The sequence below is a fragment of the Pseudomonas sp. PICF6 genome (assembly GCF_009831705.1).
In the GTDB taxonomy this organism is placed as follows: Bacteria; Pseudomonadota; Gammaproteobacteria; order Pseudomonadales; family Pseudomonadaceae; genus Aquipseudomonas; species Aquipseudomonas rhizophila.
In genome coordinates, this window is sequence record NZ_WUUD01000016.1 from 495,410 (window position 1) to 513,189 (window position 17,780).

Here is a 17,780-nt window from a genome sequence, read left to right on the forward strand (position 1 = left end):
CGTGCCAATACTTTATTTGTGGCGAGGAGATTTATCCCCGCTGGGCTGCGCAGCGGCCCCCAAACCAGGCAACTCGGTGTGCCAGGAAGATTGAGTTCACTGCTTTAGGGCTGCTGCGCAGCCCCAACGGGGATAAATCCCCTCGCCACAAAGGCAGTGTTTGCCACAGGGCTTGGTATATACCGAAGTATCGATGAAGCCGCCCAAAGGGTGGGTGGAGTGTCCCCACGTACAACAGACACTGGCTTGCCTCGGGGATTACGCTTTCAACACCTCGTCGCCGTAGGCCTTGATGGAGGGCGCAGGCGATGATCTTGTCCACTCCTGACTCAATGGCCTGGCGCCTGGGGCGACGACGATGATGAACAGAAATGACCTGCGTCGTGCTGACATCAATTTGCTGGTGGTCTTCGAAACCATGATGCACGAGCGAAACGTGACCCGCGTCAGCGAAAAGCTGTTCCTCGGCCAGCCAACGATCAGCAGTGCCCTGGCACGCCTGCGGTTGATGTTCGATGATCCCTTGTTCATCCGTTCGGGGCGGTTGATGGAGCCGACCTCCCGGGCGCGGGAAATCTTCTCCAATCTGTCACCGGCGCTGGACGGCATCGCCGCAGCCTTGAGCCGCTGCCAGGCGTTCGAGCCAGCCACCAGCGAGGCGACCTTCCATATCGGCCTTTGCGATGACGTCGAGTACGCACTGCTGCCGGAGTTGTTGCGGCGCCTGCGGATCGAGGCACCGGGCACCACCTTGGTGGTGCGCCGGGCCGATCAATGGCAGGTGTCCCAGCTGTTGGCCAGCGGCGAGATATCCCTGGGCATCAGCCCGACCCTGGAGCTGCCGGCCAATGCCCGGCGCAAGACGCTGCGGCCGATTCGACCGATGCTGCTGCGCGCCGATTCGCAGCCCGGCGAACTGACCCTGGATGAATTCTGCCGTCGGCCCCATGCCATCGTGTCGTCCATGGGCAATGTCATCGATGATTCGGACCGGGCGTTATGCCTGATGGGCCGACAGCGCCGGGTGGTGTTGACCGTGCCGCAGTTCAGCGCCTTGCCCATGCTGTTGGCCGGGAGCGACATGATTGCTATCGTGCCGGATTACGTTGCCCTGGCGATGGCCGTGGTGGCTGGTATGCGGGCTCAAGCGGCCCCGATCTGTTTGCCCCAGCACGAGCTTTCCATGGTCTGGCGCGGTGCTTCGCACAATGATCCGGGGGAGCGTTGGCTGCGCTCCCGTTGCAGCGCACTCCTGGCTGAGCAGGGCGACTCGCAGGCGCGATCCTGGAAAGTGGCCTGACAGGCCAGTAGCGCAAGTTTCGCGCTTAACGGGAAAACCGGCTGCGATACTCGCGGGGGGAAATCGACAGGTGACGCTGAAATGTGTGACGCATTCGTTCCTCGTCACCGAAACCGCAGGCGCGGGCGATCTGGTCGATGTTGCGCTGAGAGTCTTCCAGCATTCGCCGCGCCGCCTCAAGGCGGAACATCTCGATGGCTTTGGCCGGGGTGCGGCCGGTCTGGCGTTTGTAGACCCGGGCAAAATTGCGCGGGCTCATCCTGGCCTCGCGGGCCAGTCGCTCGACGGTGAGGTTGTTGTCGTCCAGATGTGCGCAAATCCACACGTGCAGTTCATCGAAGCCGGCGCTCTCCTGCATCTGCAATTGCAACAGTTGGCTGAACTGCGCCTGACCGCCGGGGCGTTTGAGAAACACCACCAGCTCACGGGCCACCTGCAGGGCCACGTCGCGACCGCAATCGGCTTCGACCAATGCCAGGGCCATGTCGATGCCCGCGCTGACACCGGCCGAGGTCCAGACGTTGTCCTGCTGGATGAAGATCGCATCAAGATCCACCTCAACCGACGGGAAACCACTCTTGAGCATCTCGCACATGGCCCAATGGGTGGCGGCCCGGCGTCCGTCCAGCAAGCCGGCCTGGGCCATGAGGAAAGTGCCGCTGCACACCGATGCGGTGCGCCTGGCCTGGACCGAGGCAATGCGCAGCCATTGCACCAGATCGACACAGTCGATCATCGCCTGCCGAATGTCCGGTGCGCCGGGGACAATCAGCGTATCGATGAGCGTCCCGTCGAGCTCCCGCAGGGCACGGGTATCCACGACCAGGCCTTCGGCGCTTTGCATCAATCCGCCTGCCAGACTGGCGGTGTGCATGGCGTAGCCGGGCAGGCCGCGTTCGGTCATGGCCTTGGTGGCGGCCCAGAACACTGTTTGGGCGCCGGTCAGGTCCAGCAAGCCCATCTGCGGATAGGCCAGGAATACCAGGGTGCGCGGTTGGGAAATGGACTCGGCGGCGAGGCCGACATCCAGGGTCATCTCGTTCATGATCGTTTCGCGCGGGGTGTTTGTCAGGGCCGGTGAAAGAGTCTATCCGTTTTCGGCACAATTGAACGAATGGCCTACCCAGCGGAATGGAACTTGCCTGAGCTTTGATCCATAAGCCCTGGAATCATCAAAGGTCGGGTCAATGAACAATGACAACATGGCGCAACCAGCGGTCTCGTCGGAGGGTCTGCCGATGCTGCCGATCAATCGGTTCCGCACCACAGACATCGACGAGCACGCCCGGAACATGGGCGGTTGGCAGGTTTGCTACGACCAGTTGACCCCCGGGCGCTTCGACGGCGAGTTGATCGAGTTCCGCTCGGAGTGGATGCAACTGGTGCGCGACCGCTCTAATCAGGCTCTGACCAAGCAAGGCACGGCCTGGGAGGGCGCCATCACCTTCAGCGTGCCGCTGAGTGCGGACGGGCCGGTCTTTTGTTCCGGGCACCCGATTGTCGAGCCCAGCCTGTTGGTCGCCCGTGGGCATAACCTGCCCGAGCTGCGCACGCCCCAACATCTGGATCTGCTCGGTGTCGCCATCGACGAGCAGGCGTTGGAGCATGTGCTGGAACGTCAAGGCAGCCGCTTTCGAATTACCGATCTTCCCAAGTGTTACCGTCTCGGCAACTCGACGCTGCCCGCCGAGCTTGCGGCGTTATTCGATGAGCTTGAAGGGGGCGAGCAGGGGCGTGACTCGTTGCTGGGTTACGAGTCGATTCGTCGTGGCCTGCGTGACACGGTGATGCTGCACATACTGGAACTGGTGGCACCGGACGAGGCGCCGCCGCTCAGCCCCACGGCGCGCAAGCGCATGGTCGACCGCGCCCGGGAGTAGCCTTGGCCCATGTCGATGAGCCGCTGTCGATCCTCGACCTGTGCAACCACATCGGGGCCAGCCGACGCAAACTGCAGTATTGCTTCCAGGAAACCCTGGGTATCAATCCGGTGGCCTATTTACGAGCGTTGCGCCTCAATGCCGTGCGCCGTGAACTGCGCAACGGGGATCAGGCCCTGGGCGTCCAGGAGGTGGCGGCACGCTGGGGCTTCTGGCACTTGAGCCGCTTTTCCAGCGATTATCGGGTGCTGTTCGGCGAGACACCTTCCCAAACCCTGCGTCGCACGCATCTGTGCTGAAAACGGATAACGGCTGACCGGCCGGCGCCCTAGGATGACCCCAACACCACAAGGGTTGGAGGGGCATTCGATGAATCAAAATAAAAAAGCAAACGCCTGGCGCTGTACTTGGTTGACCTTGGGGCTGATCGGTATGGGGGGCGCTGCCCATGGCACCGAAAACGGTGCGCCGACCACGGCGGTCGGAGTCTATGATTTCGGCGCGGGCATGATGCCGCCGGCCACGCCCTTTGGCACCGTCGGCCTGCGCACCGCGTTCTATTCGGCCAACGTGCAGAAGGACCGCCACGGCAAGTCCGTGGATAACGATTTCTCCCTGGATGTGCTGTCCATCGGCGTCGCCTATATGCGCATGACCGATTACACCGTGCTGGGCGCCAAATATGGCTTCGGCGCCGTGGTGCCGTTCTTCCAGATGGACGCTTCGGTACAGGTGCAGACGCCAATCGGTCCGCTGGACCTTGCGGCCGATCCGTTTCGCATGGCCGACATCCAGTTGTTGCCGCTGATCCTGCAGTGGACCCTATCGCCCAACCTGTTCGTCAACACCCAGTTCCAGATCCAGGCACCGACTGGCGACTATGACAAGAACCGGCTGATTTCACCGGGGCTCAACCACTGGACCTTTTCGCCGATCCTCAACGCCACTTACATCTCCGACAGCGGCTTCGAAGTGTCTTCCAGTTTCGAAGTCGACATCAACACACGCAACCCGGCCACTGATTACAAGAGCGGCGTCGAGTACCGCCACGAATTCGCGGTGGGCCAACACGTCGGGCCCTGGACGGTGGGCGTGGGCGGGTATTACTACCGCCAGTTCAGCGATGACGATGCGCCAGGGCTGCAATCGGGCAATCGCGCCCGGGTGATGGCCGTCGGGCCGGCGGTGAGCTACTTCAAGCCCGGGATGCCGCCGGTATGGCTGCACGTCTACAAGGAGTTCGACGCGCGTAACCGTGCCGAGGGCTACACCACGGCGCTGCGCATTTCTCACAGTTTCTAAAGGGGCTCCCATGAACCAATCAAGTTCCGTATCAACGGCCGCAGCCCCGTCACGCCAGGCCACGGGTCGGCGTGAAGGGCTGGTGCTGATGCTCGGCAGCAGCCTGACCATCATGGGCTCAGTGATGGTCGCACCCATCTTGCCCCGTTTGGGCGCCGAATTCGGTCCCATGGAGCCGCGAGCCGATCTGCTGGTGCCGCTGGCGATCACCGGGCCGGCCCTGACGATTGCCCTGTGCGCGCCGTTGGCCGGTTGGCTGGCGGACCGGGTCGGGCGCAAGGCGCTGCTGGTGATTGCCACGTTGCTCTACGCAGTGCTCGGCGCGCTGCCGGCGATGCTCGATAACCTGCCGGCGATTGTCGGCACCCGGCTGCTGTTCGGCTGCGCCGAAGCGGCGGTAATGACCTGTTGCGCGGCCCTCATTGCTGACTACTGGCACGGCGAAGAGCGCTTGCGCTACGTCAACCGGCAAGTGGTGACCATCGGCCTGGTGGGAGCGCTGTTTTTTGTGGTGGGTGGGGCGCTCGGGGAGCATTCGTGGCGCTCGCCGTTCCTTTTGTACCTGCTGCCATTGTTGCTGGTGCCCGCCATGATGAAGGTGCTGTGGGAGCCGTCGATGGCCAAGCGGCCAAGGGCCGAGCAGCAAGCGGACGAATCGGGTCCGGCCAAGGTCGCGGTACGGTCGCTGGTGATCGGTTACCTGATGATTCTGGGCGGCATGGTGCTGACCTTCATCGTGCCGATCCAGGCGCCGACGCTGTTGGTCAGCCTGGGCATCACCTCCAGCACGCTGATCGGCATGGCGGCAGGCTTGAGTCTGCTGGCGACCCTGGGCGGTTCGTTGATGTGGCCCTTGCTGCGCCGTCGCTTCGGCATTGCCGGTTGCAACGCGCTGTTGCTGAGTCTGATAGGGCTTGGGCTCTGGCTGCTGATGCGCGCCCAGAGCTACAACGCCGTGCTGGTGGCGGTCTTCATTCAGGGCCTGGGTTCCGGATTGCTGGTGCCCAACGTGATGGCTCCCGTGATGAATGCCTTGACTGCCAGCACCCGCGGCCGTGGCCTGGGTGGGTTCACCTCGTTTCTGTATATCGGCCAGTTCGTCAGTCCGCTGGTGGTGGCCTCTGTGGGCGCCTTCGCCAGCGATCTGCGCCAGTCGATCCAATGGCTGGCAGTCGCCAGTTTTGCCGCCGCGCTGCTGTGGATCGCTGTCGGTCTGCGTACTCGAGGCCATGGTCAGGCGACCACTCTCGGCTCCCGTCAATCGTCATGAAACAAGGAATCTGAAGCATGGGCATGCAAGACATCCACCACTTGATGGACAACGAAGACGCCAGCGCACTGGCCGAGTGGGTCAGGCGCGGCGAGATCCGCCCCGGCGAACTGCTGGAGGCGGCCATCGAACGTCTTGAACGGGTCGAACCGCAGCTCAACGCGGTGGCCGAGCGGTTATACGATTCGGCGCGGGAAGCGGCCGACACGCCTGAGGTCGGGCAAGGTCTGTTGGCGGGCGTGCCGACGTTGATCAAGGACCTGTTTTCGCCCGTTGCGGGGGCGGCAATGACCAACGGTTCACGCTCATTGGGGGATTTTCGCGCGGATTTCGAATCCGAAGTCGTCACCCGCTTGCGCCGTGCGGGCTGTCAGGTAATGGGCACCAGCACTTCACCGGAGTTCGGCACGTCGTACTCCACCGAATCTTTGCGGTTTGGCGCCACCCGAAACCCTTGGAGCACCCGGCATAGCGCCGGTGGTTCCAGCGGTGGCGCGGCAGCGCTGGTGGCGGCCCGGGTCGTGCCGTTCGCCCACGGCAACGATGGCGGCGGGTCGTTGCGCGTGCCGGCGTCATGCTGTGGCGTCTTCGGGTTCAAGCCAAGCCGTGGCCTGCTGCCGTCAGGGCCGATGATCGGCGAGGGGTGGGCGGGGATGGGCACGCCCCATGCGATCACCTTGTCGGTGCGCGACAGCGCCGCACTGTTGGACGCCACCGCCGGAATGGACCTGGGAGCGCCCTATGCCGCGCCGGTCCAGACGTTGCCCTATGTGACGGCGTTGCAGCGCGATCCGCAACCGTTGCGCATTGCCCTGGTGGAGCAACTCGGTCCCTGGCCAACATCGCCACAGAGCCTGAAGGCCGTAGGCGAGGCGGCGCGGTTGTGTGAGTCCCTCGGCCACCGTGTCGAACCAGTAAACCTGCCGGTGGTATTGCCGGAGTTTCTCGATCAGGTCTTCACCATCATCGGCGCAAGCACTCGCCACTACGTTGACCTGCTGGGACAGATGCGCGGGTTCGCGGTACAGGCCGAGGAGCTGGAGGTGCGCACCCGGATCATCCTGCGGGACAAGGGCAACGTCAGCGGCGCTCAGTACGCGGCTGCAGTGGAGTGGATTCATACCCTGGGTCGACAACTGGCGACGTTCATGCACGATTACGACCTGATCCTCACCCCGGTCCTGACCCGTGAACCGGTACCGATTGGCGAGCTGGACGTTGAGGACGTGTGCATGAGCCTCGATCAACTGCTGGAGCGTTACCACAGCTACTCGCCATTCACCGCGCTGTTCAATGCCAGCGGCCAGCCGGCGATGTCCGTGCCGTTGTCCTGGAGCAGCAACGGCCTGCCGATGGGCGCGCACTTCGCCGGTCGCTTTGGCGAAGAAAGCACCCTGCTGGCCCTGGCCGCGCAATTGGAACGCGCCCAGCCGTGGCGTGGCCGGGTGCCTGCGGTGAACGCCTGTCGTCGTTGAAGGCGGCGATGTCTCAATAAAGTGAAGCGGGCCGGTTCCAAGCACGGCACATCCAGCGTCGATGGAATGCCGATCTCGATGCCTGATCAGGCCCGCTTCCCACCACTCAGCCGTGCCCCTCCCGAAAACGCTGATCAAAATCCTCCGCCAACTGCGCCAGGGTGATGCTGCCCAAACGCTTGAGCAGCAACGCCTGAGCCTCATCGAACGCATCCGTCAGCGCCGCATTCACCGCTTGTTCCACCAGGCACTGCGGGTGATCGGTGGACAGGCCGATGGCAAAAATCGACGTGCTACCCAAGGCCTGATGGATGTCGAGCAGGGTCATCTCTGCCAGGGATTTGCTCAACGTCCAGCCGCCGCGATGGCCTTTCTCTGACGTGACATAGCCCTGTTCCTTGAGCAGCGCCATGGTCCGGCGCACCACCACTGGGTTGGTGCCGAGCATCTGCGCGATGGTGTCGGAGGTGGCGGATTGCTGGTGACGGTCCATGTGGATGAGTACATGAAGCATGCGGGACAGGCGCGTGTCGTTTCTCATGGTAACGGCGTTGTTCTATGGTTGAGACGGGGTGGAGTATCGCCTGTAATTGCAAAAGTTACGAGATCGTTGACAGGCGCTTTTCAAGAAACTTACGATGTGTCGAGACTTTAGCGGTCCTTCGAAACCACCCTTGGAGAGAGATCATGAGCTACGACGTCATCATTACAGGCGGCAGCTACGCGGGTATGTCGGCAGGACTTCAACTGGCACGGGCCCGGCGAAAGGTGCTGGTGATCGATGGGGGGCAACGCCGTAACCGGTTCGCCGCGACTTCCCACGGGTTTCTTGGCCAGGATGGCCGCGCACCCGCTGACATCGCCGAGGATGCCCGCGCCCAGCTCATGGCTTATCCGACGGTGGAGTGGGTGTCGGACACCGTGGTCCAGGCGCGCAAGGAGGAGGGCGGCTTCACCCTGGAAACTGCCCGTGGGCAACATTTCCAAGCCCAACGCCTGCTGCTGGCCACCGGAGTGGTCGATGATTTGCCGGCGGTGCAAGGCCTGGCTGAGCGCTGGGGCAAAAGCGTTTTCCACTGTCCTTACTGCCACGGCTATGAGTTGGACCAAGGGCCGATAGGCGTGCTGGCGACGTCGCCAATGTCGCTGCACCACGCCTTGATGCTTCCCGACTGGGGGCCGACGACGTTCTTCACCAATGGCGTATTCGAGCCCGATCCGGAGCAGCGGGCCAGCCTGGAACTACGTGGGGTGACGCTGTTAGCCGAACCGGTCGAACGCATTGAAGGCGAACGGGCGAATGTGGTCCTGGAAGGGGGGCGCGTGGTTGTCATTGATGGTCTGTTCGTCTTGCCCCGCACCCGCGTGGGCAGTTCGTTGGCTGCGTCTCTGGGGTGTGAGTTCGAGGACGGCCCGCTCGGTGCCTTCATCCACACTGACATGACCCGCGAAACCAGTGTGCCGGGAGTGTTTGCCTGTGGTGATGCGGCCATGCCGTTCGGCTCGGTGGCACTGTCGGTGGGCGATGGTGTGCGGGCGGGGTCGGGCGTGCACCGATCGTTGATCTTCGGCACACACTGAAAACCCGCTTCCCGCGCTGCCCCCTAAACCTGTACCGCCCCGGTCGCCACGGCGAAGGCGAGCATCACCAGGCTGACGCCCCAGGCCCAGAAAAAGGTGTAGGCCATGTGTTTGCGCAACTCGACGCCGGACAACGCCAGGGCCAGGTACACGCTGGGCACCACCGGGCTGATGGAGAAACCGGTGTTTTCACCGATCAGCATGGCCCGGGCCACCGCTTCCAGGGGAACGCCCGCGGCGGCGGCCACATCCCTGATCACCGGCAACAGGGCAAAGTAGTAGGCGTCCGGCGAAAAGATCATCCCCAGGGGAACGCCAAAGAATCCGACGATCACATGCAGGTACTGAGCGGATCCGCCAGGCAGAAAGTCGATCAGCGCCAAGGCCATGCCGTCGGACATTTTTGCTCCGGACAGCACACCCAGCAACACGGCGGCGGCCATCATCACCAGCACCATTTGCAGGGCATCGGATGCGTGGGCCTTGAGACGTTCGGCCTGGGCATCCAGGGACGGGAAGTTCAGCGGCAGGGCAATGCCCAATCCCACCATGAAACAGGCATAGAGCGGAAAGATACCGGTGAACAGGCAAGCCAGGATCGCGCCGGTCAGGGCCACGTTCAGCCAGTACCGCAGGTTGCGGGGCGAGAGGCCGAACTCGCGACCTTCGGTGGACAGACTGTCCAGATCGACGCTGGCGGCCGCTCCCAGTGACATTGGCCGGCGACGCTGGGCTCGCGAGCCCAGCACGGTGGCCACCAGCAACATGCAGACCAGCCCCACCAACTGCACCGGCAGCAAACCTAGCCAAAGTTCCGTGGCGTCCAGCCCGGAAACTGCGGCAGCCCGAGCGGTGGTGCCACCCCAAGGCACCATGTTGATGACCCCGGCGGTGGTGCCCACCAGGCACAACAGCATGGCCGGGCTCATGTTCAGACGCTTGTACAACGGCAACAGCGCCGGAATGGTCAGCAAAAATGTCGCGGCGCCCACCCCGTCCAGATGCACCACTGACGTCACCAGCACCGTGACCAGCGCCACAGCCAGCGGCTTGCCACCGGTACTGCGGATCAGCAGGTTGACCAGCGGGTCGAACAGCCCGCGATCACGCATGATCCCGAAGAACAGAATGGCAAACAGAAACAGCGCGGCGGTGGGCGCCACGGTGATCAGCCCGGCCTTGATGAACTCGCCGATCTGTCCGGGGTTGAAACCGGCCAGCAGGCAAGCGGCGACGGGGAGGGTGGTGAAGGCGACGACGGGGCTGATCCTGCGCAGCAATATCAGCCCGATGATGACCAGCATCATCAAAAAACCCAACGTTGTAATCATGGTGCAGCCTCTCTTTTTATTGTTGTCGACGGTACGGGCGCGTGAGTCCTTCAGCCCTGTGGTTGGGGCAGGCGCAGGGACAGCAGCAGATAACTCAAACTCTTGCCGTGGCGATCAAGGCCGCAACTGAGGTTTACGCCGCCTTCCAGGGCGTCTTCGAGGACGAAATTCAGCGCATGCAGGTTCGGCAGTTCATAGCGATGCACCTTGGCAGGCCGGCGCGTGGCGAATTGTTCGGCGACTCGTTCGCAGGTCAGTTCGCGCAGCAACCATGGGTAGTGCGCCGGATCGAGGGGGAATACCGCAATGCTGAGGATATTGCCTTTGTCTCCGGCACGAGCGTGGGCGAAGTCGGCGAGGGTGACCAGGTTCATCAGTACCACTCCAGGGTCGTGTGGATTTCGCTGCGCGGCAGCAGGAAGCTGCGGGTGGTGACGGCTTCAGCGAGGTGCCGGCGCACGCCGCCACCGCCGGCCGGACCGTTGGTGTATAGCGATTCCACCTCGGCCAACAGCGTCTGAACCATTGCCTGGTCGGTATGGGTCAGGCCGACGCGCACACGCACATCATCAAGGGCCGGCGCCAGGGCCAGTCGTTGTTGCAGATAGCGGCCACCGTGATCATTGAACAGACTGGCGACACCCGACAAATCGATCCAGGGCTGTACGCCTGGCGCCAATCGGTCAAAGCGTTGCAGCAGAATTTCCCGGGCCAGGGCGGCACGGGCCACGGCACCGGGGCCGGCATAGGAAATTTCCGCCTCGCCGAACCAGAGCCCACGCACACCGGCCAGGCCCTTGAGCGTATCGGGGCGCGGATGGCCCAGCAGGCCGCTGATCTCAACGCGGTCTTCACCCAGGTCCCGGACGCGGGCCTGCCCCAGGTCCAGCACCACGTCCGGGGTCAGGTAGCGGCGCGGATCATGCACCTCGTAAAGCAATTGTTCCTTGACCGTTTGCTCGCTGACGCGGCCCCCGCAGCCCTGGGTTTTGCCGATGATCAAACGTCCATCCTCATGGATTTCGGCAATGGGGCAACCGAGGTTCGCCGGGTCCGGGATCTCTTTGATCCCAGGGTGGGCAAAGTACCCGCCGGTGACCTGGGTGCAGCACTCCAGCAAATGCCCGGTCGCGGTGGCGATGGCCATTTTCTGCCAATCGTCGGCGGCCCAACCCAGCCCGTGGCGAATCGCGCCCACCGCCAGCGAAGGGTCGGCCACTCGCCCGCACAGCACGATACCGGCACCTTCTTGCAGCGCCGTATGAATGCCGTCGGCACCGGTGTAGACGTTGACCGAAACCACGTCTGCCGGGTCCACGGGCAGCCATTGCTTGAAGCGCGGTGTGGTTTCTTCCAGCAGGTCATCGCCCAGTACGCAGGCAATTTTCAAACTCGGATAGCGTCCTGCCAGTGTTGCTCGCAGGCGCTGCGCGGCGGCTCTGGGATTGGCTGCCCCCCCATTGGTAATGATGGGGATGCCGGCGTCGATACACACATCCAGCATCGGCTCGAGGAAATCGAACAGGCGAGAGGCGTATCCGGCTTGAGGATCGAGGCCCCTGCGCAGTTGCGCTTCGGCCAGCGTCCGTTCGGCCAGCAACTCCAGCATGATGTAGCGCTGGCCGTTTCGTTGCGCCAGGTCCTGGGCCAGGCGCAAGGCGGCGTCCGGGCGATCATTGGCAAAACCGGCGCCGCATCCGACGAGAATTGTTTTTGTCATGTCCGTTTCCACTGATGGGATGGCCCATAGTGGCGGCCATGGATTGTTCTGTGAATTTTAAAGGTAGAATCAATTGATCCATTATCTTTATAAGTGCGGCCATGAACGTTTCTTTCCGACAGCTTCGTGCCTTTATCCTGATCGCTGAAACCTCAAGCTTCACGCGCACCGCTGAACAGCTTCACCTGTCCCAGCCAGCGCTGAGCTACAGCATCCGCAAACTGGAGGAGACCATGGGTCTGCAGTTGCTGGCGCGTAACACCCGCAGTGTCGAGCTGACGCTGGCCGGCGAACACTTTCTGCCCCAGGCCAGGCGCATGCTCAGGGACATGGACGATGCCGTACGGGACGCCCGCGACACCCTCAGCCTGAGTCGTGGCTCCCTTCGCCTGGCGGCACTGCCCACGGCCGCCGCTTCGTTCCTGCCTGTGGTCATCGCTTCGTTCCAGCGCAAACACCCGGGTGTAAGGGTGAGCGTACTGGATGGTCGGGCCGGGGAGATCATGGGGTGGGTGCAGCGCGGTGAGGTGGACGCGGGTATTACCTCGTTACCCGACGACCTGTCCGGGCTGAGCTTCGTGCGCCTGTTGGATGACAATCTGGTGTTGCTGACCCACAAGGATCATCAGCGCGACAGTCTGGACGACTGGAAACGCAGGCCCTACATTGCCCTGACTCCCGACACGAGCATCCGGCCCTTGGCCGACGCAGCGTTGCGCTACCTGAATGTCGAGCCTGAGCCGGCCTGGGAGGTGGCGCACATGAGTACCGCCACTGCGCTTGTACGCGAAGGGTTGGGGTTTTCCCTGCTGCCGGCCAGTTGCACGGCGGTGTTCAATATTGGCGAGCAATGCGCGGTGATTGCCATCGACCAGCCCGGCAAGCGTTCGATCGGACTGTTGCAACGCAAGCCAGTGGCCCAGTCGCCGTCGTTGAGCCAGTTCATGCAGCATTTGCGGCAGACGCTGCGTCAGCAATGACAGTTCCATGCTCATCGCGAGCAGGCTCGCTCCCACAGTGTGTAGAACCCTTGTGGGAGCGAGCCTGCTCGCGATAGCGGGATTGCCGCCAGTGCCAAGCGATCTGATCAAACGCTATTGGGTGCCAAACATCGCTGTCCAATAAATCCCCGCATCGCTCTTCGGGTCCACCGCATAGCCGGCGCCCAGTTCCTTGAACTGCGGGTTCATCAGATTGGCGCAATGACCGGGGCTTGCCAGCCAGCCGTCCACCACTTTGAGGGCCGTATCCTGTCCGGCGGCGATGTTCTCACCGATCAATTGGCCGAGGTAACCGGCCAACTCGGCACGGTCGCCCGGCATGCGGCTGTCGCGATCCTTGTGGTCAAAGAAGTTGTTGTTGGCCATGGCCCGAGTGTGGTTCACGGCGGCCAGGGCCAACGTAGCGTTCCAGGCCAGCGGCGTCGTCGCCGTGAAGGCTTCGGTGCCGCAGCGGCGCGGTTGGGCACGAGCACTGTTGATCAGCTTCAGTAGCTTCTGACCTTCGGCTTGCCAGTCTCCCAGACGCGCCGACAATAGCGGGCGCGCCAACACGATGCGCCATTCGCGATCCAGGCGACTGACGCCGATGTCGACGAACTGTGGATCCAGCACCACCTGGCAGAAGCTTTCCTGCACGGCCTTCATCGCGGCTTGCGCGTCCCGTGGCCCGGACAGGCTGATGGCCTGTACGTTGACCATCGGGTAGGCCGTGCGGGCCAACGCCTGCTGCAGGTCACCAATGCCGTTGGCCGACAGGATCAGCCGCGAATCCATGGCCAGCGGCGGTAGCTCCAGAGAGGCCTGATCCGCACAACTTTGCGACTGACTGCGATAAAGGTTGATGGACTCGACCAGTTGCGTCTCTTCGGTGGCCAGGACACTGGTGGCGAAGGCCAGCCCCAACGACAGCCCGATAAGACGCATGACGGATGAAATGGCACGCATGTAAATCTCCCTTGAGCGGACGGCGCCTATGATGCGCAATTTTTGCCCGGCTGGGGCAACGGTATTCACGCTCTCTTGAAATCCCTTGCAACGGCACCGTTGGGTACCGTTTGGGACAATCCTCAAGTAGTGGGATCAATTTTCAGGCAAATAAGTCCATATCCGTCGATTCAAGGGCAAAACTTGCGAATTATCAGCTCATCCAGTTCCCGCCATCGACGTTATATGTCTGTGCTACCACATATTCGCTTTCCGCCGAGGCCAGGAATATCGCCATCCCCACCAGGTCCTGCGCGGTGCCCATCCGGCCATAGGGCACTTGCGCGCCGACCTGACGCTTTTTCTCTCCCAGAGGCAGGTTTTCATGATGGGCGAACAGCGCATCCACACCATCCCAGTGCTCACCCTCCACCACACCAGGGGCAATGGCGTTGACGTTGATTCGATGCTTGATCAAATCAAGGCCGGCCGACTGGGTCAGACTGATCACCGCAGCCTTGGTGGCGCAATACACCGCCACCAGGGCTTCTCCACGCCGGCCGGCCTGGCTGGCCATGTTGATGATTTTGCCGCCATGCCCCTGGCGGATCATCTGCCGGGCGGCGGCCTGCAGCGTGAACAGTGTGCCGGCGACATTGATGCAAAACAGCCGTTCGTAGCTTTGGCGCGTAATCTCCACGATAGGCGCCAGGTCGAAAAGCGCTGCGTTATTGACGAGGATATCGAGCTTGCCCGTCCGGGCCACGACCGCCTCGATGGCCTGGTCAATCGAAGCTTGTTCAGTGACGTCCATTTTGACCGCGTAGGCGCTGTCGCCCAGTTCGGCGGCGGTGGCTTGGGCGCTTCCAAGATCGATATCGGCAATCGCCACAGTAGCCCCTTCGTTGATATAGGCCTGGGCGAACGTCCTGCCAATACCACGGGCAGCACCGGTGACCAGGGCGCTTTTTCCTTCCAGTCGTTTCATGGGTTGTCCTGTCTCGAATGACAAAATAAACAGCAGGGGAGCGCGGCTCACCATCAATGACGTGCCGATTACAGCAGCGCCATTGGCGCCGGACAAACGCAGGAGGGATCATCGGCTGGTACTTTTTTTAACGCCGTGACGTGTCCCTTGGCCGGGTTAAAAAAGTATCGGTGGACGATCAGGTCAGGGCTGGTGAACCGGTGCGCGCCGAGCGTAAGGTGCTGCCTACAGCGATAGAGACGCGCGACATGCCTGATCACCCAACGCCCCTGTTCGAGCAGCCACCCGCCGAACTTGAAGTCATCCTGCCTGAGCCCGAGCACAGTTTTCGCTGGTATGAGCACGACTATCCGTATCCGCTGGCGCGCTGGAACCACCATCCCGAATTCGAGATCCATCTCATTCGTCGGGGCAGCGGTAAATTGCTGGCGGGCGATTATATTGGTCCATTCGGCCCCGGCCACGTGGCGATGATCGGCCCGGGCTTGCCCCACGATTGGATGGGCGACCTGGCCCCGGGCGAGTACCTGGCTGGAAGGGACGTGGTGCTGCAATTCGATGGCGCAACGCTGTTGAGCCTGCGCCGGACGCTACCTGAACTCGGGGATTTACAGCCGCTGTTCGAAAGGGCACGACGAGGTCTGGTCTTCAGCGGCGACACCGCGGTGAACGCCGCAAGGCTGTTGGAGAGCATCGGCCCGGCCCAGGGACTCGGGCGGCTGGCATTGTTTCTCCAACTGCTCAACACACTCAATCTCGCCCCGCAGGAGCAGGCCCAGTGCCTGGCCAGCCCTTGTTATGCACCCAGTCTGGATGCCCGCAGTTCCGAACGCATCCACAAGGCCTTCGAGTACCTGCAGACTGAACTCACGGGTGACCTGCGCCTGTCGGTGATTGCTCGGCAACTGGGCATGAGCGAGCCCGGTTTTTCGCGTTTCTTCAAACGCATCACCGGACACGGTTTCATTGACCTGATGCGCAAGCTCCGAGTCCAGCGAGCCTGCCGGTTGCTGTTGCACAGTGAAATGCCGGTGACCGATATCTGTTTTGAGGTGGGTTACAACAACCTGTCCAACTTCAATCGGCACTTTCGCATTGAGATGCACCAGACGCCCAGCGAGTATCGATCAGCTAGACCCTGAACTGCTTCAGCAACCCGTTCAATTGCTCACTCAGCGACTTGAGACGGGTACTCGCCAGGCTCGATTGTTCAGCCGCCAGGGCGGTGCTGTGGGAGAGGCCGGCGGCCTGGGTCACGTTCTGATTGATGTCTTCCACCACATGGGCCTGTTGCAGCGTGGCGCTGGCGATGGAGGCGTTCAGGCTGTTGAGATTGCGCAGGGCCTGACCGATGGCGTTGAGGCTGGCGCCGGCCAGCCCGGCTTGTTCAATGGTCAATTGCGAAGCACGGCTGCTGTCGCTGATGACTTTCACCGCCGCTTCGGAGTGGTTCTGCAAGCGTTCGATCATCGCCTGGATCTCGGCGGTGGACTTCTGCGTGCGCTGGGCCAGCAGCCGCACTTCATCGGCCACCACGGCAAAGCCCCGACCTTGTTCACCGGCGCGGGCCGCTTCGATCGCGGCGTTGAGGGCCAGCAGGTTGGTCTGCTCGGCAATGGAGCGGATCACCTCCAGCACACTGCCGATCTGGGTGCTTTCGCTGGCCAGGGTACGAATCACCTCGACCGCCTGATCAATGGTCTGGGACAGTCGGTCAATCTGCTGCAAGCTGCCATCGATATTCACCTGGCCCTGCTGGGCCTGGGATTCGGCGTCGCGCATTTCGCTGGCGGCGTGTTCGGCATTCTTGGCGACGTCTTGCACGCCGTAGGTCACTTCGTTGATCGCAGTCGCCACCAGTTCCATCTGTTGCGATTGTTGCTGGCTGCGCTCCTGGGCTTGGGCGGCGTCGTTACCCAGGTCGTTGGACGATTGCCCCAGGGCCCTGGCCGAGTCCTGCAACTGGCTGACTACTTCGCGCAGTTTGGCGGTAAAGGCATTGAAATGCCGGGCCAGTTGCGTCACTTCATCCTGGCCGTGGGTGTCGAGGGTGCGGGTCAGGTCGCTTTCACCGCTGGCAATGTTGGCCATGGCATTGACCGTTTCCTGCAACGGCCGAACGATGCTGCGCACGATCAGGGTCAGGAGCAGGCCCATGAGCAGGGTGATCGCCAGGCCGATCAGCGAAGCCTTGATCACTTGAGAGCGGAATTCGGCCTCCACGTCATCGACATACACGCCTGAACCGATGATCCAGCCCCACGGCTCGAACAGTTTGACGTAAGAGGTTTTCGCCACCGGCGCCTCGGCGCCCGGTTTCGGCCAGAGGTAATCCACCATCCCGGCGCCCTTGGCCTTGGCAATGGCGACCATCTCGTTGAACAGCGCAAAACCATTCGGGTCGCGAATCGCCGAGAGGTTCTGGCCTTCGAGTTTCGGGTTGGTCGGGTGCATGACCATCACAGGCGTCAGGTCATTGATCCAGAAGTAGTCACTCTGGTCATAGCGCAAGCCGCGCACCGCGCTAAGGGCCTGCTTCTGCGCAACCTCGCGAGTCAGGGTGCCAGCCGTTTCCAGACCATGGTAGTAGCTCAGCACACCGCTGGCAGTCTGGACCACATGCTGGGTTTTCTGCACCTTGGCCTGATACAGGTCGGTGTGGATCTGCTTAAGCATGAACGCGCCTAACGTGAACAACATCACGATGGACACGACCAAGATGAGCCACAAGCGTCGGCTGATCGACACACTGCGCAAGCTATTCATACGCTGTCACTCCGGTTTCTTATTCTTGTCATCTGCGGCCGCCTGAGTCTGGCGTCGGGCGGGTATGCCTTTGTGTCCTGAGTCATAACGCGGCAGCGTTATCAGGGCTTGTCTGATAGGATTTCGGCCCCGCGGCGCAAAACCTGAGCCTGTTCCGGTTTTTTCATTGGTTTTTTTGAGAAATCGCAGTCACCGTGCGCCTGCTGTTTACACCTGCATAACGCTTAAATTTTGATGAGACG

The 17,780-nt window shown here is 62.2% G+C and carries 15 protein-coding genes and 1 pseudogene; 8 read left to right on the top strand and 8 right to left on the bottom strand.

Annotated elements, in window-relative coordinates:
- Nucleotides 1-358 precede the first annotated feature (358 nt).
- Entirely contained in the window at nucleotides 359-1,300 is a 942-nt protein-coding gene (locus GSM73_RS10005; RefSeq protein ID WP_047229140.1) for a LysR substrate-binding domain-containing protein, read from the top strand.
- Nucleotides 1,301-1,325: 25 nt separating this feature from the next.
- On the opposite strand, the gene GSM73_RS10010 is transcribed toward GSM73_RS10005, so the two are convergent.
- On the bottom strand, nucleotides 1,326-2,336 hold the full coding sequence (locus tag GSM73_RS10010) for a GlxA family transcriptional regulator (protein ID WP_047229184.1): 1,011 nt from the start codon (nucleotides 2,334-2,336) through the stop codon (nucleotides 1,326-1,328).
- A 151-nt stretch (nucleotides 2,337-2,487) separates the two neighbouring features.
- On the opposite strand from GSM73_RS10010, the pseudogene GSM73_RS10015 reads away from it, so the two are divergent.
- From GSM73_RS10015 to GSM73_RS10030, 4 genes and pseudogenes are all read left to right on the top strand, one after another.
- Nucleotides 2,488-3,479: pseudogene (locus GSM73_RS10015) on the top strand (helix-turn-helix domain-containing protein).
- Between the two features lie 70 nt (nucleotides 3,480-3,549).
- The gene (locus tag GSM73_RS10020; RefSeq protein WP_047229138.1) at nucleotides 3,550-4,482 is read left to right on the top strand and encodes a transporter; all 933 of its coding nucleotides are present in this window, start codon (nucleotides 3,550-3,552) and stop codon (nucleotides 4,480-4,482) included.
- A gap of 10 nt (nucleotides 4,483-4,492) precedes the next feature.
- Nucleotides 4,493-5,752: an MFS transporter gene (locus GSM73_RS10025; protein WP_139050027.1), complete on the top strand. Its 1,260-nt coding sequence runs from the start codon at nucleotides 4,493-4,495 to the stop codon at nucleotides 5,750-5,752.
- A gap of 17 nt (nucleotides 5,753-5,769) precedes the next feature.
- On the top strand, nucleotides 5,770-7,227 hold the full coding sequence (locus GSM73_RS10030) for an amidase (RefSeq protein ID WP_083714407.1): 1,458 nt from the start codon (nucleotides 5,770-5,772) through the stop codon (nucleotides 7,225-7,227).
- Nucleotides 7,228-7,333: 106 nt separating this feature from the next.
- Here the strand turns inward: GSM73_RS10030 and GSM73_RS10035 are convergent, their stop codons facing one another.
- Nucleotides 7,334-7,768 (bottom strand): Rrf2 family transcriptional regulator, encoded by a 435-nt coding sequence (locus GSM73_RS10035; RefSeq protein WP_047229136.1) that lies wholly within the window; start codon nucleotides 7,766-7,768, stop codon nucleotides 7,334-7,336.
- 146 nt (nucleotides 7,769-7,914) lie between these two features.
- Between GSM73_RS10035 and GSM73_RS10040 the strand changes: the two genes are divergently transcribed.
- Nucleotides 7,915-8,808, top strand: coding sequence for an NAD(P)/FAD-dependent oxidoreductase (locus GSM73_RS10040; RefSeq protein WP_160892353.1), 894 nt, complete (start codon nucleotides 7,915-7,917; stop codon nucleotides 8,806-8,808).
- 23 nt (nucleotides 8,809-8,831) lie between these two features.
- Here the strand turns inward: GSM73_RS10040 and GSM73_RS10045 are convergent, their stop codons facing one another.
- From GSM73_RS10045 to GSM73_RS10055, 3 genes are read right to left on the bottom strand one after another with little or no spacing between them, the layout of a single operon-like run.
- Complete coding sequence (locus GSM73_RS10045; RefSeq protein ID WP_047229134.1) at nucleotides 8,832-10,139, bottom strand: CitMHS family transporter; 1,308 nt, start codon at nucleotides 10,137-10,139, stop codon at nucleotides 8,832-8,834.
- Nucleotides 10,140-10,189: 50 nt separating this feature from the next.
- Nucleotides 10,190-10,513 (bottom strand): hypothetical protein, encoded by a 324-nt coding sequence (locus GSM73_RS10050; protein ID WP_171061361.1) that lies wholly within the window; start codon nucleotides 10,511-10,513, stop codon nucleotides 10,190-10,192.
- Nucleotides 10,513-11,859, bottom strand: a complete 1,347-nt coding sequence (locus GSM73_RS10055) for an acyclic terpene utilization AtuA family protein (RefSeq protein ID WP_160892355.1) — start codon at nucleotides 11,857-11,859, stop codon at nucleotides 10,513-10,515. Before GSM73_RS10055 ends, GSM73_RS10050 begins: the two co-directional genes overlap by 1 nt.
- Before the next feature lie 101 nt (nucleotides 11,860-11,960).
- On the opposite strand from GSM73_RS10055, the gene GSM73_RS10060 reads away from it, so the two are divergent.
- Nucleotides 11,961-12,839, top strand: coding sequence for a LysR family transcriptional regulator (locus tag GSM73_RS10060; protein ID WP_047229131.1), 879 nt, complete (start codon nucleotides 11,961-11,963; stop codon nucleotides 12,837-12,839).
- Nucleotides 12,840-12,953: 114 nt separating this feature from the next.
- On the opposite strand, the gene GSM73_RS10065 is transcribed toward GSM73_RS10060, so the two are convergent.
- A complete protein-coding gene (locus tag GSM73_RS10065; RefSeq protein WP_047229130.1) occupies nucleotides 12,954-13,805 on the bottom strand; it encodes a CAP domain-containing protein in 852 nt (283 codons plus the stop codon).
- Between the two features lie 193 nt (nucleotides 13,806-13,998).
- A complete protein-coding gene (locus tag GSM73_RS10070; RefSeq protein ID WP_047229129.1) occupies nucleotides 13,999-14,772 on the bottom strand; it encodes an L-iditol 2-dehydrogenase in 774 nt (257 codons plus the stop codon).
- Between the two features lie 248 nt (nucleotides 14,773-15,020).
- On the opposite strand from GSM73_RS10070, the gene GSM73_RS10075 reads away from it, so the two are divergent.
- Nucleotides 15,021-15,914: an AraC family transcriptional regulator gene (locus GSM73_RS10075; RefSeq protein WP_160892357.1), complete on the top strand. Its 894-nt coding sequence runs from the start codon at nucleotides 15,021-15,023 to the stop codon at nucleotides 15,912-15,914.
- Here the strand turns inward: GSM73_RS10075 and GSM73_RS10080 are convergent.
- Entirely contained in the window at nucleotides 15,904-17,538 is a 1,635-nt protein-coding gene (locus GSM73_RS10080) for a methyl-accepting chemotaxis protein (RefSeq protein WP_047229127.1), read from the bottom strand. The two genes, GSM73_RS10075 and GSM73_RS10080, sit on opposite strands and share 11 nt — an antisense overlap.
- Between the last annotated feature and the right edge of the window lie 242 nt (nucleotides 17,539-17,780).

Bases quoted from the DNA above. Each gene is read 5' to 3' on its own strand.
- GSM73_RS10025 (WP_139050027.1), top strand. From the start codon at position 4,493: ATGAACCAATCAAGTTCCGTATCAACGGCCGCAGCCCCGTCACGCCAG.
- GSM73_RS10065 (WP_047229130.1), bottom strand. From the start codon at position 13,805: ATGCGTGCCATTTCATCCGTCATGCGTCTTATCGGGCTGTCGTTGGGG.
- GSM73_RS10050 (WP_171061361.1), bottom strand. From the start codon at position 10,513: ATGAACCTGGTCACCCTCGCCGACTTCGCCCACGCTCGTGCCGGAGAC.
- GSM73_RS10080 (WP_047229127.1), bottom strand. From the start codon at position 17,538: ATGAATAGCTTGCGCAGTGTGTCGATCAGCCGACGCTTGTGGCTCATC.
- GSM73_RS10020 (WP_047229138.1), top strand. From the start codon at position 3,550: ATGAATCAAAATAAAAAAGCAAACGCCTGGCGCTGTACTTGGTTGACC.
- GSM73_RS10070 (WP_047229129.1), bottom strand. From the start codon at position 14,772: ATGAAACGACTGGAAGGAAAAAGCGCCCTGGTCACCGGTGCTGCCCGT.
- GSM73_RS10035 (WP_047229136.1), bottom strand. From the start codon at position 7,768: ATGAGAAACGACACGCGCCTGTCCCGCATGCTTCATGTACTCATCCAC.
- GSM73_RS10005 (WP_047229140.1), top strand. From the start codon at position 359: ATGATGAACAGAAATGACCTGCGTCGTGCTGACATCAATTTGCTGGTG.
- GSM73_RS10055 (WP_160892355.1), bottom strand. From the start codon at position 11,859: ATGACAAAAACAATTCTCGTCGGATGCGGCGCCGGTTTTGCCAATGAT.
- GSM73_RS10060 (WP_047229131.1), top strand. From the start codon at position 11,961: ATGAACGTTTCTTTCCGACAGCTTCGTGCCTTTATCCTGATCGCTGAA.
- GSM73_RS10030 (WP_083714407.1), top strand. From the start codon at position 5,770: ATGGGCATGCAAGACATCCACCACTTGATGGACAACGAAGACGCCAGC.
- GSM73_RS10040 (WP_160892353.1), top strand. From the start codon at position 7,915: ATGAGCTACGACGTCATCATTACAGGCGGCAGCTACGCGGGTATGTCG.
- GSM73_RS10010 (WP_047229184.1), bottom strand. From the start codon at position 2,336: ATGACCCTGGATGTCGGCCTCGCCGCCGAGTCCATTTCCCAACCGCGC.
- GSM73_RS10045 (WP_047229134.1), bottom strand. From the start codon at position 10,139: ATGATTACAACGTTGGGTTTTTTGATGATGCTGGTCATCATCGGGCTG.
- GSM73_RS10075 (WP_160892357.1), top strand. From the start codon at position 15,021: ATGCCTGATCACCCAACGCCCCTGTTCGAGCAGCCACCCGCCGAACTT.